Here is a 15,767-nt window from a genome sequence, read left to right on the forward strand (position 1 = left end):
GTACCCGAAAGGAGGAAAGGACTGACGGCTTTCCCCGTCCGGCATCCGTACCGTGCCCGACCCCCGAAGTTCTCCGTGACGGGGGCGGCGCAACGGTGTCCAACCCTCCGAAGACCGGACGAGAGGAGCCGCCCAGTGGCGGGGGACCGCACACCGAGCGCACCACCGGACACCCGGAACGACCTGCCGGACAACGCGTTCCCCCAGGGCGGCGACGAGGAACTCCGGCCGTGCGGCCCGCTGTTGTCACGGACCTGGGACGACTGGGAACAGCAGACCGACGACCCTCATCGGCAGTCCTGCCCGCACTGCCGGGAGGCCGCGCGCGGACTCGACCGGCTGGAGTCCGCCGCGCGCCGCCTGCAGGTGGAGGCCACGGCCACCACCGGGCACGACACCGAGCCGCTGGCCCGGCGGATCCTGGACGTCGTCCGTCCCGAAGTGCGTCCGGGCCGCCCCCTGCCCCTCGCTGAACCCGCCGCGGACCGGTGGATCACGGAGGCGGCCGCGGCCCGCGCGCTGCGCGCGGCGGCCGAGACGGTCGAGGGCGTCCGGGCCGCTTCCTGCCGGCTTTCCGACGCCGACGCCGACGCCCACGCAGTCGGTACGGTCGGTGCGGTCGAAGTCCGCCTCGACGTCCACGTCCCGGCCGACGCCCCCCTGCCGGAGCTCGCCGCCCAGGTGCGCGAGCGGGTGTGGGAGGCCGCGGACCGCGAACTGGGCCTGGCCGTGGCCGCCGTGGACATCCGTGTCACCGACCTCGTGCCCACCACGGCCGACGACGGCCGGGAAGGCCCAACGCCATGACCTCGGTCTCGCGGCGTCCGGGACACCGCCTAGCGCCGCTCGGACGCCCTGGTGCCCGTGCGGCCCGCGGCGCGGGTCACCGTGACGGTCACGGGCCTCGTCCGCTGTGCGCGGTGCGCGTCACGCCTTCAGACCGTCGTAGGTGCCGGGGGAGGAGGATCAGGCTTCGGGGATGGCGCGGCCGTAGTTCGCGAGGGTGACGGCCTCCGGCTCGGGGCCGCCGCGCCGGCCGGTCTCCAGGGCGTCGAGGGCCTTCAGCTCGTCCGCCGTGAGTTCGAAGTCGAAGATGTCGATGTTCTCGGCGATCCGGTGACGCCTGGTCGACTTGGGGATCACGGAGCGGCCGTGCTGAACGCCCCAGCGGAGCAGCACCTGAGCCGGGCTCTTGCCGTGTGCCTCGGCGATGCCGGTGACGACGGCGTCCTCCAGGACGCTCCTGCGGTTCTCGCCGTACCCCGGGTAGAAGGTGATTCCGCCGATGGGGGACCACGCCTGGTTGAGGATGCCGTGCTCGTCGTCGAAGTCGAGGACGGCACGCTGCTGGAAGTAGGGGTGGATCTCCAGCTGGTTGACGGCGGGGACGACGGAGGCGGCGTCGAGCAGCGCGGTCAGATGGTCGACCATGAAGTTGCTGACGCCGATGGCCCGGACCTTGCCGTCGGCCAGGAGCTTCTCCAGCGCGCGGTAGGCCGCGAGGGTCCTGTCGAAGTCCGACGGCAGCGCCTGGTGCAGGATGAGCAGGTCGATCCGGTCGACGCCGAGTTTCGTGGCGCTCTTGTCGAAGCCGTGCAGGGTCTCGTCGTACCCGTAGTCGCTGATCCAGATCTTCGTCTCGACGAAGATGTCGTCGCGGGGCACTCCGGAATCGCGGATGGCCTGGCCGACCTCGCGCTCGTTGCCGTACGCGGCCGCCGTGTCGATGTGCCGGTAGCCGAGGTCGAGGGCGGCCGTGACGGCCGCCCGGGTCTCGTCGGGCGGGGTCTGGAAGACGCCGAGTCCGAGGGCGGGCATCGGGACGCCGTTGTTGAGGGTGAGGGTCTGCATCAGGGGGTCCTTACGTGGTGGGGGTACGGGCGGGGCCTCGCTCCTCTCCAGGGAAGCGTGTGCGGGACCCGGGGTGGGAGTCACTGCTCTTCCAGGTACTCGTAGTACCTCGCAGGCCGCGTCCCACGGACCTACGGTGGAGGCGCCGGCACACGATTCACGCCGATCAGGAGGAGTTCCCGTGTCCCTGGTACCCGCCGAAGCCACCGTCCGCCTCGCGTCATGTCCGCCGGCGGCGCCGCGGCACACGCCTGTGGAGTCCGATCATGGCCGGCGCTGACAAGAAGGGTCTGGCCGCCGAGGTCCGCGACTTCCTGAGCACCCGGCGGGCACGGATCACCCCGGAGCAGGCCGGACTGCCGGTCTACGGCGGGAACCGCCGCGTCGCGGGCCTGCGCCGCGAGGAGGTCGCCCTGCTCGCGGGCATGAGCGTGGACTACTACGTCCGCCTCGAACGCGGAAACCTCTCCGGCGCCTCGGACTCGGTGCTCGAAGCCCTCGCGCACGCCCTGCGGCTGGACGAGGCCGAGCGCACCCACCTCTACGACCTGGCCCGTGCCTCGACACCGCCGGGGCGGCGGGCCACGGTGACCTCCTCCCGGGTGCGGCCCACGATCCTGCGGCTGCTGGACTCGATGACCGGGGTGCCGGCGTTCGTGCGCAACGCCCGGTTCGACATCGTGGCCGCCAACGCCTTGGGGCGCGCGCTGTACGCACCGGTCTTCGAATCGCCGCTGTTCGCCCAGCGGGGGCCGGTCAACAGCGCCCGTTTCATGTTCCTGGACCCGGCGAGCAGGGATTTCTGGGTCGACTGGGACCAGGGGGCCGACGACTCGGTGGCCTTCCTGCGCACCGAGACGGGCCGGGCACCGCACGACAAGGCGCTGACCGACCTGATCGGAGAGCTGACGACCAGGAGCGACGCCTTCGCGGCCCGGTGGGCCCGCCACGACGTGAGGTTCCACCGCTCTGGCGTGAAGAACCTCCGTCACCCGCTGGTCGGGGCTCTCGCCCTGCCGTACGAGGCGATGGACCTGCCGTCCGACCCCGGCCTGCGCCTCAACTTCTACACCCCCGAACCGGACTCGCCGGAACGGGAGGCCCTCGGCCTCCTCGCCAGCTGGACGACCACCGGCACGGTCGTCCCCTCCGGAACCGACTGATCACGCGAGCAGCGCGAGCAACTTGAACAGCGCGAGCAACGCGGCGCGAGAACCGCGAGAACCGCGAGAACCACGAGAACCGCGAGAACCAGGAGACCCCCTCCATGCAGTACCGACCGCTCGGCCGCACCGGTGTCCGGGTCAGCCCGCTCTGCCTGGGCGCGATGATGTTCGGGCCCTGGGGCAACGAGGACGAAGCAGACTCCGTACGGATCATCCACCGCGCCCTCGACGCGGGCATCAACTTCGTCGACACCGCGGACGTCTACTCCGCCGGCGTCTCCGAGGAGATCGTCGGCAAGGCGCTCAAGGGCCGGCGCGACGAGGTGTTCCTGGCCACCAAGTTCTTCATGCCGATGGACCAGGACGACCCCAACCAGCGCGGCGGCTCACGGCGCTGGATCATCCGCGCGGTGGAGAACTCCCTGCGACGCCTGGGCACCGATCACATCGACCTCTACCAGGTCCACCGCCCCAGCCCGGACACCGACGTCTCGGAGACCCTCGGCGCGCTCTCCGATCTCGTGCGCCAGGGCAAGGTCCGGTACCTCGGCTCCTCCTCGTACTCCGGTTCCCAGATCGTCGAGGCCCAGTGGGCCTCGCGGGAGCGGCACCTGGAGCGGTTCGTGACCGAGCAGCCGCCGTACTCGATCCTGGTCCGCGGCATCGAGGAGGACGTGCTGCCCACGGTGCGACGCCATGGCATGGGCACCCTCACCTACAGCCCCCTGGCCGGCGGCTGGCTCTCGGGCCGCTACCGCAAGAGCGCTTTCGAGGGGCCGGCCTCGGCGGCCCGCCCGCGGGCCCGCTTCGACATGGGCGCCCCGGCCAACCAGCGCAAGCTCGACGCCGTCGAGCAGCTCGCCGTCCTGGCCGAGAAGGCCGGACTCACACTCATCGAGCTCGCCGTCGCCTTCGTCGTCAACCACCCGGGCGTCACCTCGGCGATCATCGGGCCGCGCACCATGGAGCAGTTGGCGGCGTTCCTGCCCGCCGCCGACGTCACGCTCCCGGCCGACGTGCTCGACGCCATCGACGACATCGTGGCCCCCGGGGTCACGGTCAACCCGGCCGACAACAGCTACGGCGACTTCGAGCTGCGGCCCGACCAGCGGCGTCGTTGACACGCCTGCGACGGTCCCCCGCCCGCGCGCTACGGGATGGCCAGTTCCGCCCAGATGGTCTTTCCGGACGCGGTGTAGCGGGTGCCCCAGCGCTGGGAGACCTGGGCGACGAGGAACAGGCCGCGGCCTCCCTCGTCGTCACGGCGGGCGCGCCGCAGATGAGGCGCCGTGTGCGCGTTGTCGGAGACCTCGCAGAGCAGACTGCGGTCCCTGATCAGCCGTAGCAGCACGGGACCGGTCGCGTACCGGATGCTGTTGGTGACCAGTTCGCTCACCACCAGCGCGGCGGTGAAGGACAGTTCGGACAGGCCCCAGTCCTCCAACTGGCGCTCGGTGTCCGTGCGGGCGTCCGCCACCATGGCCGGGTCCGGCGGCAGTTCCAGGTCCGTCACGCGGTCGGACCCGAGCCGCCGGGTGCGCACCAGCAGCAGCGTGGCGTCGTCCGCCTGGGGCCCGGGCGGCAGGGTCGACATCGCCCGGTCGCACAGTTCCTCCAGCGGGCAGCGCTGCCAGCTGAGCACATGGGCGAGACGGTCGATCCCGCTGTCGATGTCGGTGCGCCGGTCCTCCACGACACCGTCGGTGAAGAACGCCACCACGCTGCCGTCGGACAGGCTCAGCTCGACGTTCTCGTACGGCAGGCTGCCCAGCCCCAGGGGCGGCCCCGGCACCCGCGCGGACAGCGGCACCGAGCCGCTCGCGTCGGCCACGATCGGCGGAGGGTGGCCCGCGCTCGCCCAGACGCAGCGGCCACCGACCGGGTCGTAGATCGCGTAGAGACAGGTCACACCGAGTGCCTCGTCGCTCAGCCCGTCGGCCTCGTCGGGTTCCGCGTCCTGCCCGACCAGGCCGTCCAGCCGGGTCAGCAGCTCGGCCGGGTCCAGGTCCAGCAGCGCCAGGGTCCGTACGGTGGCGCGCAGCCGGCCCATGGTCGCCGCCGCGTGCACACCGTGGCCGACCACGTCGCCGACGGTCAGCCCCACCCTGGCACCGGACAGCGGGATCAGGTCGAACCAGTCGCCGCCCACCCCCACCCGGCTGTCGGCGGGCAGGTAGCGGTACGCCACCTCGACCGCGCTCTGCTCGGGCAGCCGCTGGGGCAGCAGGCTTCGCTGCAGCACCAGGGCGGCCGCGTGCTGGCTGGTGTAGCGGCGGGCGTTGTCGATGCCCACGGCGGCCCGCTCGGCCAGCTCCACCGCGAGCGTCTGCTCCTCGGGCCCGAAGGGGTCCGGGTTGTTGGTGCGCCGGAAGGTGGCGAGACCGAGGACCGCGTCGCGGGCGAGCAACGGGACGAAGAGGTCGGCGTGCCGGGCGGCCGAGCCCCCTTCTTCCGGCGGGGAGGCACCGACGACGGGGCGGTTGGTGGCCAGGCTCAGCGCCTGCGGTGACGACGGCGGATAGGAGACCGGGCTGGTCCGGAACTCCTCCGGGGTACGGCCGTGCATGCGCAGCAGACTGTGCCCCGGCGCCGAGCGGGTCGGCGGCTGCCGTCCCTCGATGACCGCCGGCGGCAGATCCACCAGCACCTCGTCGGCCAGCTGCGGCACCGCCACGTCGGCCAGCTCCGCGGCCGTCCGCCGCACGTCCAGCGAGGCGCCGATGCGCTTTCCCGCCCGTACGAGCAGCGACAGCCGTTCCTGGGCGCGGTAGCGGTCGGTGATGTCCAGGGACTCCTCGAACAGCCCCAGCGGTTCGCCCCTGGCGTCCACCAGCCGGTAGTACGAGCACGACCAGACGTGCTCGCGCACCGGGTCGGCGGGGGCGCGCCCGCGGTAGTGCATGCCGAGGACCGGTTCGCCCGTCTTCAGCACCTGCTCCATCACCTGGTCCTCGTCCGGGGGATGGTGGCGGGAGATGAACTCGCCCTCGGGAAAGAGATCCTCGGCGGGCCGGCCGACGTACTGGGCGACCCCGGCCAGCTCCTGGTCGGTGGAGACGTTTCCCCAGACGACGCGCATGTCCGTGTCGAAGATGGTCAGGCCCACGGAGGATTCGGTGGCCAGCCCCTGCAACATCGCCAGCTGCGCCTCCCAGCCGCGCAGGGCCGTCAGCTCCGCCGCGACCACCACCGTCGCCGCGACACCCTGGTGCGTGAGCGGACCGAACGTCACGGCGGCGCGCAGGGTGTGGCCGTCCCGGCAGCGGAGGTCCAGGACGGTGCCGCGGGGGCGGCGCGCCTTGCACAGGGCGGACAGCCGCGGGCCCGGGGCCGCCGCCAGCAGCCGGTCGGCCGGCCGGCCGAGCACTTCCTCGGGCGAATGTCCGAGGAGACGCTGGGCCGAAGCGCTCCAGCCGGAGACGCGGCCCTCCGCGTCCAGCACCGCGACGGCGGCCTTCGTGAGGTCCAGAGGACTGTGGAATTCGACGTTGGCAGCATTCGGAAAACGATCCATGGCACCGCTTCCCTTCGTGCTCACTCAGCATCCCGTGCCGCACGACGGACTACAACCGCACGCACCGGCGCCGTCGGCGCGGTGCCGGCCGCCGACCGGCCGCGGTGCCGTCGTGGCTGGTCACAGGGCCGGCCCGGGCAGAGCGTACGGACGCGATTTCGGCTTGGTCCGCCGGGCCGTCACCGCGGTGGCCGCCCGCCGGGGCCGCACCAGCCCCTCCCGCTCCAGCCGGGTCCTCCGGGAGAGGTACGGCAGGTCACCGGCACAGTGGTGGCGGACGGCTGCCGGGAACGCCCCCGGGCCGCGGCCCGGACCTCCTAACCTTTCGGATGACGGCCGGATCGAACCGATGGCCCGAGCGACGATGGAGCACGTATGACCGACGAGGCGATGGGTGACGACGTCTACCAGCCGGACGGTTCGGAGGTGCAGGACGACGCGGGTCTGCTGGACGCGTCGGACACCCTGGACTACCGGGCCGGCGAGGAGGCCCTGGACGAGGGCTACTCGCCGCCGGAGCGGCCCTGGGCCGTGGAGCACACGGGCGTCACGGCGGCGGAGGGGCGGCGCGGCGAGACCCTCGACGAGCGGCTGGCCGAGGAGGTCCCGGACCTCGCCGTCCCGGAGGGCGACGACCTCGGAGACGCCTGGGACACGGACGGCGAACTCCTCGACGACGAGGTCGGCGACGGCCGCGCCGGACGGCTCGTCGCACCGGACGAGGGCGCCCACGAGAACACCGAGACCGACCTGTTCGCCTCCGACCGGGGCCTGGACGGCGCGGGGGCGTCGGCGGAGGAGGCCGCGGTGCACGTGATCCCCGACGCCGACACCTTCTGACGCCCCCCACCCGACCCCCCCGACCCGACTCCCCACCCCTCGCCACCTCGTGGCACCCGCCCCCCACCGCGAGGTGGCGCCGCCGGGGCGGCCGGGGTGGGGGAGTCGGGCCGCGACGGGCCGGCCGGCGTGCCGGGTCAGGTCATGTGGCGCAGGAGTGCCGCGACCGCTGCCGGGGGCTCGCCGGGCGGGCGTACCACCATCACCTTCCAGCTCGGCGCGTGGCGGGTGAAACGGTAGGTGGTCAGGTCCGGGAAGCGGTGGGCGACGGTCGGCGGCATGATGCAGACGCCGAGGTCGTTGCGGACCAGTTCGGACGCGGCCACGATGTCGTTGACCTCGAAGGTCGTGGCCCGCTCGACGCCGGCCGCCCGGAACGCGCGGTCCGCCGCGTCGCGGATCGCCCAGCCGGGGGTGAACTCCACCTGCGGCAGCTCGGCGATGTCGGCCAGGTCGACCGTGCCCTCGGGGCCGCTCGGGGCGAGGTTTCGGCGGGGCGAGGCCACCAGCACCATCTCCTCGTGGGACAGCAGCCTGGTCACCAGTCCGCGCTGCTGCTGGCGGTCCAGCGCCACCACCGCCAGGTCCACCGTGCCCTCCCGCAGCGCCTGACGGAGGTCGATGACCGCGGCCTGCCGCAGCCGCACCACCACCCGCGGGTGTTCCGCCCGCAGCGCGGCCAGCGCGTGGTGCAGGTTGGCCCAGACCCCCTGCATCGTGCCGACCGTCACCCGGCCCCGCAGCTCCCCCTTGGCGGCGTCGACCGCCTCACGGGCCAGCTCGGCCGCGCGCAGCGCCTGCCGTGCCGCCGGGACGAACGCCTCGCCGGCCGGGGTGAGCCCGACCCGGTGGGTGGTCCGGGTGAACAGCGTGGCGCCCAGCTCGCGTTCGAGTGCGCGGACCGTGCCGGAGACCGCGGACTGGACCACGTGCAGCCGCCGCGCCGCCGCCGTGAATCCGCCCGCGTCCGCCACCGCGACGACGACTTCCATCTGCCGTAGGTCCATCATCCGCTCCCACCGGCGCAGCGCCCCGCTTCGGCGGGGCGGCGGTCTTCGCTGCATCCTAGGCAGCCGCCGGCTCCCGTCGGCGCGGACCGGGGGAGTGTCGGCCGGGCGCCCGGCCGGAACCGGACCCACGGTTCCCCCGGACGGCGGCCGCACGGCGCTACGCCGGTCGCTTCGCGCTCTGCCGGCGCTCGGTCAGCCAGTACAGCAGCGCCAGCACCGGCAGGGCCGCCCCGAAGAGGCTGACCGCGCTCCAGCCGCCGGCCCGGTAGGCGATCGAGCCGAACTGCGAACCGAGGGCACCGCCGATGAAGAAGATCGCGATGAAGGCGCTGTTGAGGCGGGCACGGGCGAGGGGGTCGAGCTGGTAGACGGTGTGCTGGCCGAGGATGAGGCTGGTCTGGACGGCCGCGTCCAGCGCGATGGCCCCGAGGGCGATCAGGAGCACGCTGCGCTGACCGAAGCCGGCTATGACGAAGGCCAGCGCGGCGAGCGCGAGCGCGGCACCGGTCATCCTCCGGGTCAGCCCGTGGTCGGCCCAGCGCCCGGCGAGCGGCGCCACGGCCGCACCGGCTGCTCCGACCAGCGCGAACACACCGACACCGACCGCGGAGTAGTGGAAGTGCGGCCCGGTCAGGACGTACGAGACGGTGGTCCAGAAGGCGCTGAAGGCACCGAACATCGCCGCCTGGTAGAGGCCGCGGCGCAGCAGCGCGGGGTGCGTGCGCACCAGCGCCGCCGTGGAGCGCAGCACGTGGTGGTACGGCACGGACGTGGTCGGTGCGTGCCGGGGCAGGGCCAGCCGCAGGGCCACGCCCAGCAGCGCCATCAGGACGGCCGAGCCCAGGTAGACGACCCGCCAGCCGGCGACGCTGGAGACCAGGCTGCTGAGCGTGCGGGACAGCAGGATGCCGGTGAGCAGGCCGCTCATGACCCGGCCGACGACCCGGCCCCGGGCGTGGTCGGGGGCCAGGCTCGCGGCGAACGGCACCAGGATCTGCGCGACCACCGAGGTGGCACCGCTGATCAGCGAGGCGATCAGCAGCATCGGGAAGCCGGTCGCGAGACCGGCCGCCACCAGGGCGAGCGTGGTGACCGTCAGCAGGGCGGTGATCAGGCTCCGCTTCTCCAGCCGGTCACCGAGCGGGACCAGGAAGACCATGCCGATCACGTAGCCGACCTGGGTGAGCGTGATCAGCGCACCCGCGGTGGCCTCGCTGATGTGGAAGACGCCGCGCAGCTCGGACAGCAGGGGCTGGGCGTAGTACAGGTTGGCGACCGTCATGCCGGAGGCGACGGCGAACAGCGCGATCAGCCAGCCCGGGACCCCGTGGACGGGCTCGGCGGCGGGCTTCCGGCGCGGGGAGCGGACTGCGGACGACGACTGGGACACGGGACCTTCCTCACAGGACGTGTGACTCTCATCCTGCACAGCGCTGCACCGCCCGCCATGCTTCCCTTCAGCCGGCGATGGCCTGGGATGTCAGTCATCTCCGTCGCAGATGACCGCCCGCGCACCGCCTCCGCGCGTGCGGTGCGGGGTGGCCGGAGGAGTGCTCGGGGACGACCGCCCGGCGCGACGGGCTCCTACGGGCGGGTATCGACCGGGCCCTCGGGCCCTCTCATGTGCGGCAGCTCTCCCGACCGTCGGACGGCGCTGGTCCAGCCCTCCGAGGGCGGCTTCCAGTCCTGGGCGAGGAGGCCGAGCAGTACCTCGTCGAGGAACTCGCCCATCACCCAGGCCGCGGAGCGCAGTACGCCCTCGCGGACGAAGCCGTTGCGCTCGGCGGAGCGCAGCATCGCGGTGTTGTCGGCCAGCGTGTCGACCTGGAGCCGGTGCAGGCCGCGCACGACGAAGCCGTAGTGGCACAGCACGGCGACCACGTCGGTGCCGTAGCCCTTGCCGCGGGCGGAGGCCAGCAGCCCCAGCCCGACGTGCGCGGAGCGGTTGTGGGTGTCGATGCCCCACAGCATCGCGCTGCCGACCAGCGTGCCGCCGTCCAGCTCCACCACGGAGAAGGGGACGTTCCCCTCCTCCCCGTCGGCCACCACGAACGGCGCTTCGTCCGAGCCGGGCGTGAACGGCCGCCACGGCCGGCCGTTGGCCCGCGAGGCGACGACCACGTCGCCGTGGAGCTCGGCCTGCAGGACCGGGACGTCCGCCTCGTGCCGGGCCCTGAGCCCGACCTTGCTACCCCTAAGCATGCGAGCTTCCTATCCGACCCGCCCGACCGGCGGCAAACGAATTGCACCGCCGCGGCCGCTGCTCAGCCAGCCCGCCGCACCCGAGCGGCCGCGCCCCACCCCGCTCCGCCGCCGCCCGGACCGGGCGCCGCGGCCGCGGCCCCTCGTCCACGCGATGACTTCCCGGGGTCAGGGCGGTCCGGGCCCGCGAGGCGCTCCAGGATCAGCTGGTCCGAGGCGCGTCGGGGGATTCCCCGAACGCCTCCAGGATCCGCTCGGCGGCCAGCGTGGCCGTCAACGTGCCTTCCCTGACCTGCCGTTCGAGGCCGGGGGTGGCCGCGCGCACCGCCGGATGGGCGGACAGCCGGCCGAGCAGCTCGTCCCGCACCATCGACCAGGTCCAGCCGACCTGCTGCTCCCGGCGCTTCTCGGCGAGCCGCCCGGTGGAGTCGAGCAGCGCCCGGTGCTGCTCAAGGCGCTCCCAGACGACATCCAGCCCCGTCGACTCCCGGGCGCTGCAACTCAGCACCGGCGGCGTCCAGAAGGCGTCCTTGCCGTGCATCAGCCGCAGCGCGCCGGCCAGCTCCCGTGCCGCGGACCGGGCGTCGCGCTCGTGCGGGCCGTCCGCCTTGTTGACGGCGATGACGTCGGCCAGCTCCAGGACGCCCTTCTTGATGCCCTGGAGCTGATCGCCGGTGCGGGCCAGGCTGAGCAGCAGGAAGGAGTCGACCATGTCGGCGACCGCCGTCTCGGACTGCCCGACGCCGACGGTCTCGACCAGGATCACGTCGTACCCGGCGGCCTCCATGACCACCATCGACTCCCGGGTCGCCTTGGCGACCCCGCCCAGGGTGCCCGCGCTGGGGGAGGGGCGGACGAAGGCGTCCGGGTCGACCGCCAGCCGCTCCATCCGTGTCTTGTCGCCGAGGATCGAGCCTCCGGTCCGGGTGGACGACGGGTCCACGGCGAGCACGGCGACCCGGTGGCCGAGCCCGGTCAGTATGGTCCCGAACGCGTCGATGAACGTCGACTTGCCCACGCCCGGCACCCCGCTGATGCCGATCCGCCGCGCCCGGCCGCTGTGCGGAAGCAGCTCGGTGAGCAACTCCTGGGCCAGCACCCGGTGCTGTGGCCGGGTGGACTCGACGAGGGTGATCGCGCGGGCGACGACCGCGCGCTTCCCGTCGAGCACACCCTTCACATAGGCGTCGACGTCGATCACAGGTCGTGCCCGAGATCCGCCGACAGCCGCTTCACCAGGTCGTGGGCCGCGTCCGGAATCACCGTCCCGGGCGGGAACACGGCCGTGGCGCCCATCTCCAGCAGGGTCGGCACGTCCTGCGGCGGGATCACCCCGCCGACCACGATCATGATGTCCGCCCGGCCCTCCTCGGCGAGCTTCTCGCGCAGCGCCGGTACGAGGGTGAGGTGGCCGGCCGCCAGCGAGGACACGCCGACCACGTGCACGTCCGCCTCCACCGCCTGGCGGGCGACCTCCTCCGGGGTCTGGAACAGCGGGCCGACGTCGACGTCGAAGCCGAGGTCGGCGAAGGCCGTGGCGATCACCTTCTGGCCGCGGTCGTGGCCGTCCTGGCCCATCTTGGCGACCAGGATCCGCGGGCGACGCCCCTCGGCCTCGTCGAAGGCGTCGACCAGGGCCCGGGTGCGGTCCACGTTCGGGGACTCACCGGCTTCGTTGCGGTACACACCGGAGATCGTACGGATCTGGCTGGCGTGCCGGCCGTACACCTTCTCCAGGGCGTCGGAGATCTCGCCGACGGTCGCCTTGGCGCGGGCCGCGTTCACCGCCAGCTCCAGCAGGTTGCCCTCGCCGTCGGCCGCCCGGGTCAGCGCGTCGAGCGCGGCCCGGCACTCGACGTCGTCCCGCTCCGCGCGCAGCCGCCGCAGCTTCTCGATCTGCTGGGTGCGCACCGAGGAGTTGTCGACCTTGAGGACCTCGATCTGCTCGTCGCTGTCCACCCGGTACTTGTTGACGCCGATCACCGGCTGCCGCCCGGAGTCGATCCGGGCCTGCGTCCGCGCGGCCGCCTCCTCCACGCGCAGCTTCGGGATACCCGCGTCGATGGCCTGCGCCATGCCGCCGGCCCGCTCGACCTCCTGGATGTGCGCCCAGGCCTTGCGCGCGAGGTCGTAGGTCAGCCGCTCCACGTAGGCGCTGCCGCCCCACGGGTCGATGACCCTCGTCGTCCCCGACTCCTGCTGGATCAGCAGCTGGGTGTTGCGGGCGATGCGCGCCGAGAAGTCGGTGGGCAGGGCGAGGGCCTCGTCCAGGGCGTTGGTGTGCAGCGACTGGGTGTGGCCCTGGGTCGCCGCCATCGCCTCCACACAGGTCCGCGTGACGTTGTTGAACACGTCCTGCGCGGTCAGCGACCAGCCCGAGGTCTGCGAATGGGTGCGCAGGGAGAGGGACTTGGTGTTCTGCGGCTCGAACTGGCCGACCAGCCTGGCCCACAGCAGCCGGGCCGCCCGCATCTTGGCGATCTCCATGAAGAAGTTCATGCCGATCGCCCAGAAGAAGGAGAGGCGCGGCGCGAACGCGTCCACGTCCAGGCCGGCTTCGCGGCCCGCCCGGATGTACTCGACGCCGTCCGCCAGCGTGTACGCCAGCTCCAGGTCGGCCGTGGCACCGGCCTCCTGGATGTGGTAGCCGGAGATGGAGATCGAGTTGTAGCGGGGCATCCGCTGCGAGGTGTAGGCGAAGATGTCGGAGATGATCCGCATCGACGGCTTCGGCGGATAGATGTAGGTGTTGCGGACCATGAACTCCTTGAGGATGTCGTTCTGGATGGTCCCGGCCAGCTTCTCGGGCGGTACGCCCTGCTCCTCCGCCGCCACGATGTAGAGCGCGAGCACCGGCAGCACGGCGCCGTTCATCGTCATCGACACGGTCATCCGGTCCAGCGGGATCCCGTCGAACAGCTGGCGCATGTCGTAGATCGAGTCGATGGCAACGCCCGCCATGCCGACGTCACCGGTCACCCGCGGGTGGTCGCTGTCGTACCCCCGGTGGGTGGGCAGGTCGAAGGCGACCGACAGGCCCTTCTGGCCGGCCGCGAGGTTGCGCCGGTAGAAGGCGTTGGACTCCTCTGCGGTGGAGAAGCCCGCGTACTGGCGGATGGTCCAGGGCTGGTTGACGTACATCGTCGGGTAGGGGCCGCGCAGATACGGCGCGATGCCCGGGTAGGTCCCGAGGAAGTCCAGGCCCTCCAGGTCGCGGCCGGTGTAGAGCGGCTTGACCCCGATGCCCTCCGGGGTCTCCCAGACCGGGGCCTCGCCGCCGGTGGCGTGCTTGACGGCGGTACGCCACTCCGCGTCACCGCCCTCGGTGACGGGGGTCCCCAGCTCGATGCCGGAGAAGTCGGGGATTCCCATCAGGACACTCCCATGCGGTCAAGGGTCTCGGACAGCACGGCCACGGCGTCGCAGCCCGCGAAGACGTACGCGTCGACACCGGCGAACTCGCCCCGGCCCGCGAGGAACACGTGCCGGGCACCGGCCGCCTTCAGCGACTCGGCGGTTCCCGCGGCCTGTTCGGCGTAGAGCGCGTCGCTGGAGCAGAGCACCGCCTCGGTGGCGCCGCTCTCCTCGAAGCTGCCCTCGGTGACGGTTTCGATGCCACCGGCCTGGAAGAGGTTGGCGGCGAAACCGGCGCGCGCGGTGTACGCGGCGGCCGGGCCGATCGTCGCCAGGTAGATCCGGGGGCGGGCGCCGGTCGCCGCGAGGTGCGCGTCCGAGCGGGCGCGCAGCTCCTCGTAGGCCTCGTCCCGGCGCACCCGGGGCAGTCCGCCGGACGGCGGCTCGGGGGCGGGTTCGCGCACCGGCGGCTTCTCGGCCAGGAGCGGGAACTCGCTGACGCCGGTGATGGGTTCGCGGCGCCTGGCGAGCTTCTTGGAGCGCTCCGCCCAGGTCGTCGCGAGGTCCGTGCGCAGCCGGCCCGAGCGCAGCACGGCCGCCTGGCCGCCGTCCCGCTCGATCGACCGGAAGAACTCCCAGCCCGCGTGGGCGAGTTCGTCGGTGAGCCGCTCCACGTACCAGGAGCCGCCCGCCGGGTCGATGACCCGGGCCAGATGTGACTCCTCGACCAGGATCGTCGAGGTGTTGCGGGCGATACGGCGGGCGAACGCGTCCGGCAGGCCGAGGGCGTGGTCGAACGGCAGCACGGTGACCGCGTCGGCGCCGCCCACCCCGGCGGCGAGCGTGGCGACCGTGGTGCGCAGCATGTTCACCCACGGGTCGCGGCGGCTCATCATCACCGGCGAGGTGACCGCGTGCTGCACCTGGGCGCCCGCGTCGGCCGCCCCGCTGACCTCGGCGACCCGTGCCCACAGCCGGCGCGCCGCGCGCAGCTTGGCGATCGTCAGGAACTGGTCGGCGGTCGCCGCGTACCGGAACTCCAGCTGCCCGAGGGCCTGTGCGACGCCCATCCCGGCCTCGGTCAGCTCCCGGAGGTAGGCCACCCCGGTGGCCAGCGAGACGCCGAGCTCCTGCCCGGCCGAACCGCCCGCCTCGTGGTACGGCAGCGCGTCCACGGTCAGTGCGCGCAGCCCCGGGAACTCCCCGGCGCACCGCCGTGCGAGACCGGCGGCCGGCGCGAAGTCCAGGGACTCACCCGTACGCGCCTCGAAGCCGAGCGGGTCGGCGCCCAGGTTGCCGCGTACGGCCTTGGGGTCGACGCCCCTCTCGTCGTAGAGCCGGAACAGCTCGGCGGCCGCCTCCGGCACCTCGCGGCCGGCGTCGAGGACGACCGGCGCCAGGTCGAGGTAGACGCCGTCGAGGGCGCGGGCGAGGCCGGACACCGGGATGCCGCCCTGGCCGACCAGCAGCCAGAGCGAGGCGACGCCGTTCTCCAGATCGGTCAGGACCGCGCCGTCGGGGGCCGCCGCGTGCCGCTGCCTTATGTCCCAGCCGCCCCCGGTACCGCCCTCGGGCCGGCCGCCGCGCACGAACGGCGCGAAGCCGGGCAGGCCGGGGTCGGGCGCCGTGTCGCGCGCGGTGTAGAGGGGACGGGTGCGCAGCCCGTCCTCCAGCGTCGTGGACAGAGCGTCCTCAGCGGCCTCGCCCGAGACTTCCCTGCCCGACTTGCGCAGCACACCCTCCACGAGGTGTTGCCACTGCTCGTGTGTCGCGTCAGGGAACTCGGCGGCCAGTGAGAGCCCGTCGTCAGGCAGGACCGTCATGCTCGGA

12 protein-coding genes are annotated in these 15,767 nt (G+C 73.0%); 4 read left to right on the forward strand and 8 right to left on the reverse strand.

All coding sequences use genetic code 11. The annotated features are described in order from the left end of the window. Positions 1 to 135 precede the first annotated feature (135 nt). Positions 136 to 807, forward strand: a complete 672-nt coding sequence (locus ACWDGI_RS40215) for an Asp23/Gls24 family envelope stress response protein (RefSeq protein ID WP_450767927.1) — start codon at positions 136 to 138, stop codon at positions 805 to 807. A gap of 159 nt (positions 808 to 966) precedes the next feature. On the opposite strand, the gene ACWDGI_RS40220 is transcribed toward ACWDGI_RS40215, so the two are convergent. Then, positions 967 to 1,851 (reverse strand): aldo/keto reductase, encoded by an 885-nt coding sequence (locus ACWDGI_RS40220; RefSeq protein WP_450767929.1) that lies wholly within the window; start codon positions 1,849 to 1,851, stop codon positions 967 to 969. Positions 1,852 to 2,117: 266 nt separating this feature from the next. Between ACWDGI_RS40220 and ACWDGI_RS40225 the strand changes: the two genes are divergently transcribed. Further along, positions 2,118 to 3,014 carry a helix-turn-helix transcriptional regulator gene (locus tag ACWDGI_RS40225; RefSeq protein ID WP_450767931.1) on the forward strand — a complete coding sequence of 299 codons (897 nt, stop codon included), beginning with the start codon at positions 2,118 to 2,120 and terminating at the stop codon, positions 3,012 to 3,014. A 104-nt stretch (positions 3,015 to 3,118) separates the two neighbouring features. Beyond that, positions 3,119 to 4,138, forward strand: a complete 1,020-nt coding sequence (locus ACWDGI_RS40230; RefSeq protein WP_450767933.1) for an aldo/keto reductase — start codon at positions 3,119 to 3,121, stop codon at positions 4,136 to 4,138. Between the two features lie 29 nt (positions 4,139 to 4,167). On the opposite strand, the gene ACWDGI_RS40235 is transcribed toward ACWDGI_RS40230, so the two are convergent. Further along, a complete protein-coding gene (locus tag ACWDGI_RS40235; protein ID WP_450767935.1) occupies positions 4,168 to 6,531 on the reverse strand; it encodes a SpoIIE family protein phosphatase in 2,364 nt (787 codons plus the stop codon). 375 nt (positions 6,532 to 6,906) lie between these two features. Between ACWDGI_RS40235 and ACWDGI_RS40240 the strand changes: the two genes are divergently transcribed. After that, positions 6,907 to 7,371, forward strand: a complete 465-nt coding sequence (locus ACWDGI_RS40240) for a DUF5709 domain-containing protein (RefSeq protein ID WP_450767937.1) — start codon at positions 6,907 to 6,909, stop codon at positions 7,369 to 7,371. 137 nt (positions 7,372 to 7,508) lie between these two features. Here ACWDGI_RS40240 and ACWDGI_RS40245 read toward each other — a convergent pair whose 3' ends face one another. From ACWDGI_RS40245 to ACWDGI_RS40270, 6 genes are all read right to left on the reverse strand, one after another. Continuing rightward, the gene (locus ACWDGI_RS40245) at positions 7,509 to 8,363 is read right to left on the reverse strand and encodes a LysR family transcriptional regulator (RefSeq protein WP_450767939.1); all 855 of its coding nucleotides are present in this window, start codon (positions 8,361 to 8,363) and stop codon (positions 7,509 to 7,511) included. A gap of 175 nt (positions 8,364 to 8,538) precedes the next feature. Next, on the reverse strand, positions 8,539 to 9,663 hold the full coding sequence (locus ACWDGI_RS40250) for an MFS transporter (RefSeq protein ID WP_450768007.1): 1,125 nt from the start codon (positions 9,661 to 9,663) through the stop codon (positions 8,539 to 8,541). A gap of 302 nt (positions 9,664 to 9,965) precedes the next feature. Next, complete coding sequence (locus ACWDGI_RS40255) at positions 9,966 to 10,583, reverse strand: GNAT family N-acetyltransferase (RefSeq protein ID WP_450767941.1); 618 nt, start codon at positions 10,581 to 10,583, stop codon at positions 9,966 to 9,968. Between the two features lie 202 nt (positions 10,584 to 10,785). Continuing rightward, a complete protein-coding gene (gene meaB / locus ACWDGI_RS40260; RefSeq protein WP_450767943.1) occupies positions 10,786 to 11,784 on the reverse strand; it encodes a methylmalonyl Co-A mutase-associated GTPase MeaB in 999 nt (332 codons plus the stop codon). Next, on the reverse strand, positions 11,781 to 13,955 hold the full coding sequence (gene scpA / locus ACWDGI_RS40265) for a methylmalonyl-CoA mutase (RefSeq protein WP_450767945.1): 2,175 nt from the start codon (positions 13,953 to 13,955) through the stop codon (positions 11,781 to 11,783). Before scpA ends, meaB begins: the two co-directional genes overlap by 4 nt. Continuing rightward, positions 13,955 to 15,760, reverse strand: a complete 1,806-nt coding sequence (locus tag ACWDGI_RS40270; RefSeq protein WP_450767947.1) for a methylmalonyl-CoA mutase family protein — start codon at positions 15,758 to 15,760, stop codon at positions 13,955 to 13,957. The genes scpA and ACWDGI_RS40270 overlap by 1 nt, the downstream gene beginning before the upstream one ends. Between the last annotated feature and the right edge of the window lie 7 nt (positions 15,761 to 15,767).

The sequence above is a fragment of the Streptomyces sp. NPDC001220 genome, from assembly GCF_053597895.1.

What these genes read in the sequence shown, in the direction of transcription:
- ACWDGI_RS40220 (WP_450767929.1), bottom strand. Translation starts at nt 1,851, where the DNA reads ATGCAGACCCTCACCCTCAACAACGGCGTCCCGATGCCCGCCCTCGGA.
- ACWDGI_RS40225 (WP_450767931.1), top strand. Translation starts at nt 2,118, where the DNA reads ATGGCCGGCGCTGACAAGAAGGGTCTGGCCGCCGAGGTCCGCGACTTC.
- ACWDGI_RS40230 (WP_450767933.1), top strand. Translation starts at nt 3,119, where the DNA reads ATGCAGTACCGACCGCTCGGCCGCACCGGTGTCCGGGTCAGCCCGCTC.
- ACWDGI_RS40235 (WP_450767935.1), bottom strand. Translation starts at nt 6,531, where the DNA reads ATGGATCGTTTTCCGAATGCTGCCAACGTCGAATTCCACAGTCCTCTG.
- ACWDGI_RS40240 (WP_450767937.1), top strand. Translation starts at nt 6,907, where the DNA reads ATGACCGACGAGGCGATGGGTGACGACGTCTACCAGCCGGACGGTTCG.
- ACWDGI_RS40245 (WP_450767939.1), bottom strand. Translation starts at nt 8,363, where the DNA reads ATGGAAGTCGTCGTCGCGGTGGCGGACGCGGGCGGATTCACGGCGGCG.
- ACWDGI_RS40250 (WP_450768007.1), bottom strand. Translation starts at nt 9,663, where the DNA reads ATGACGGTCGCCAACCTGTACTACGCCCAGCCCCTGCTGTCCGAGCTG.
- ACWDGI_RS40255 (WP_450767941.1), bottom strand. Translation starts at nt 10,583, where the DNA reads ATGCTTAGGGGTAGCAAGGTCGGGCTCAGGGCCCGGCACGAGGCGGAC.
- scpA (WP_450767945.1), bottom strand. Translation starts at nt 13,955, where the DNA reads ATGGGAATCCCCGACTTCTCCGGCATCGAGCTGGGGACCCCCGTCACC.
- ACWDGI_RS40270 (WP_450767947.1), bottom strand. Translation starts at nt 15,760, where the DNA reads ATGACGGTCCTGCCTGACGACGGGCTCTCACTGGCCGCCGAGTTCCCT.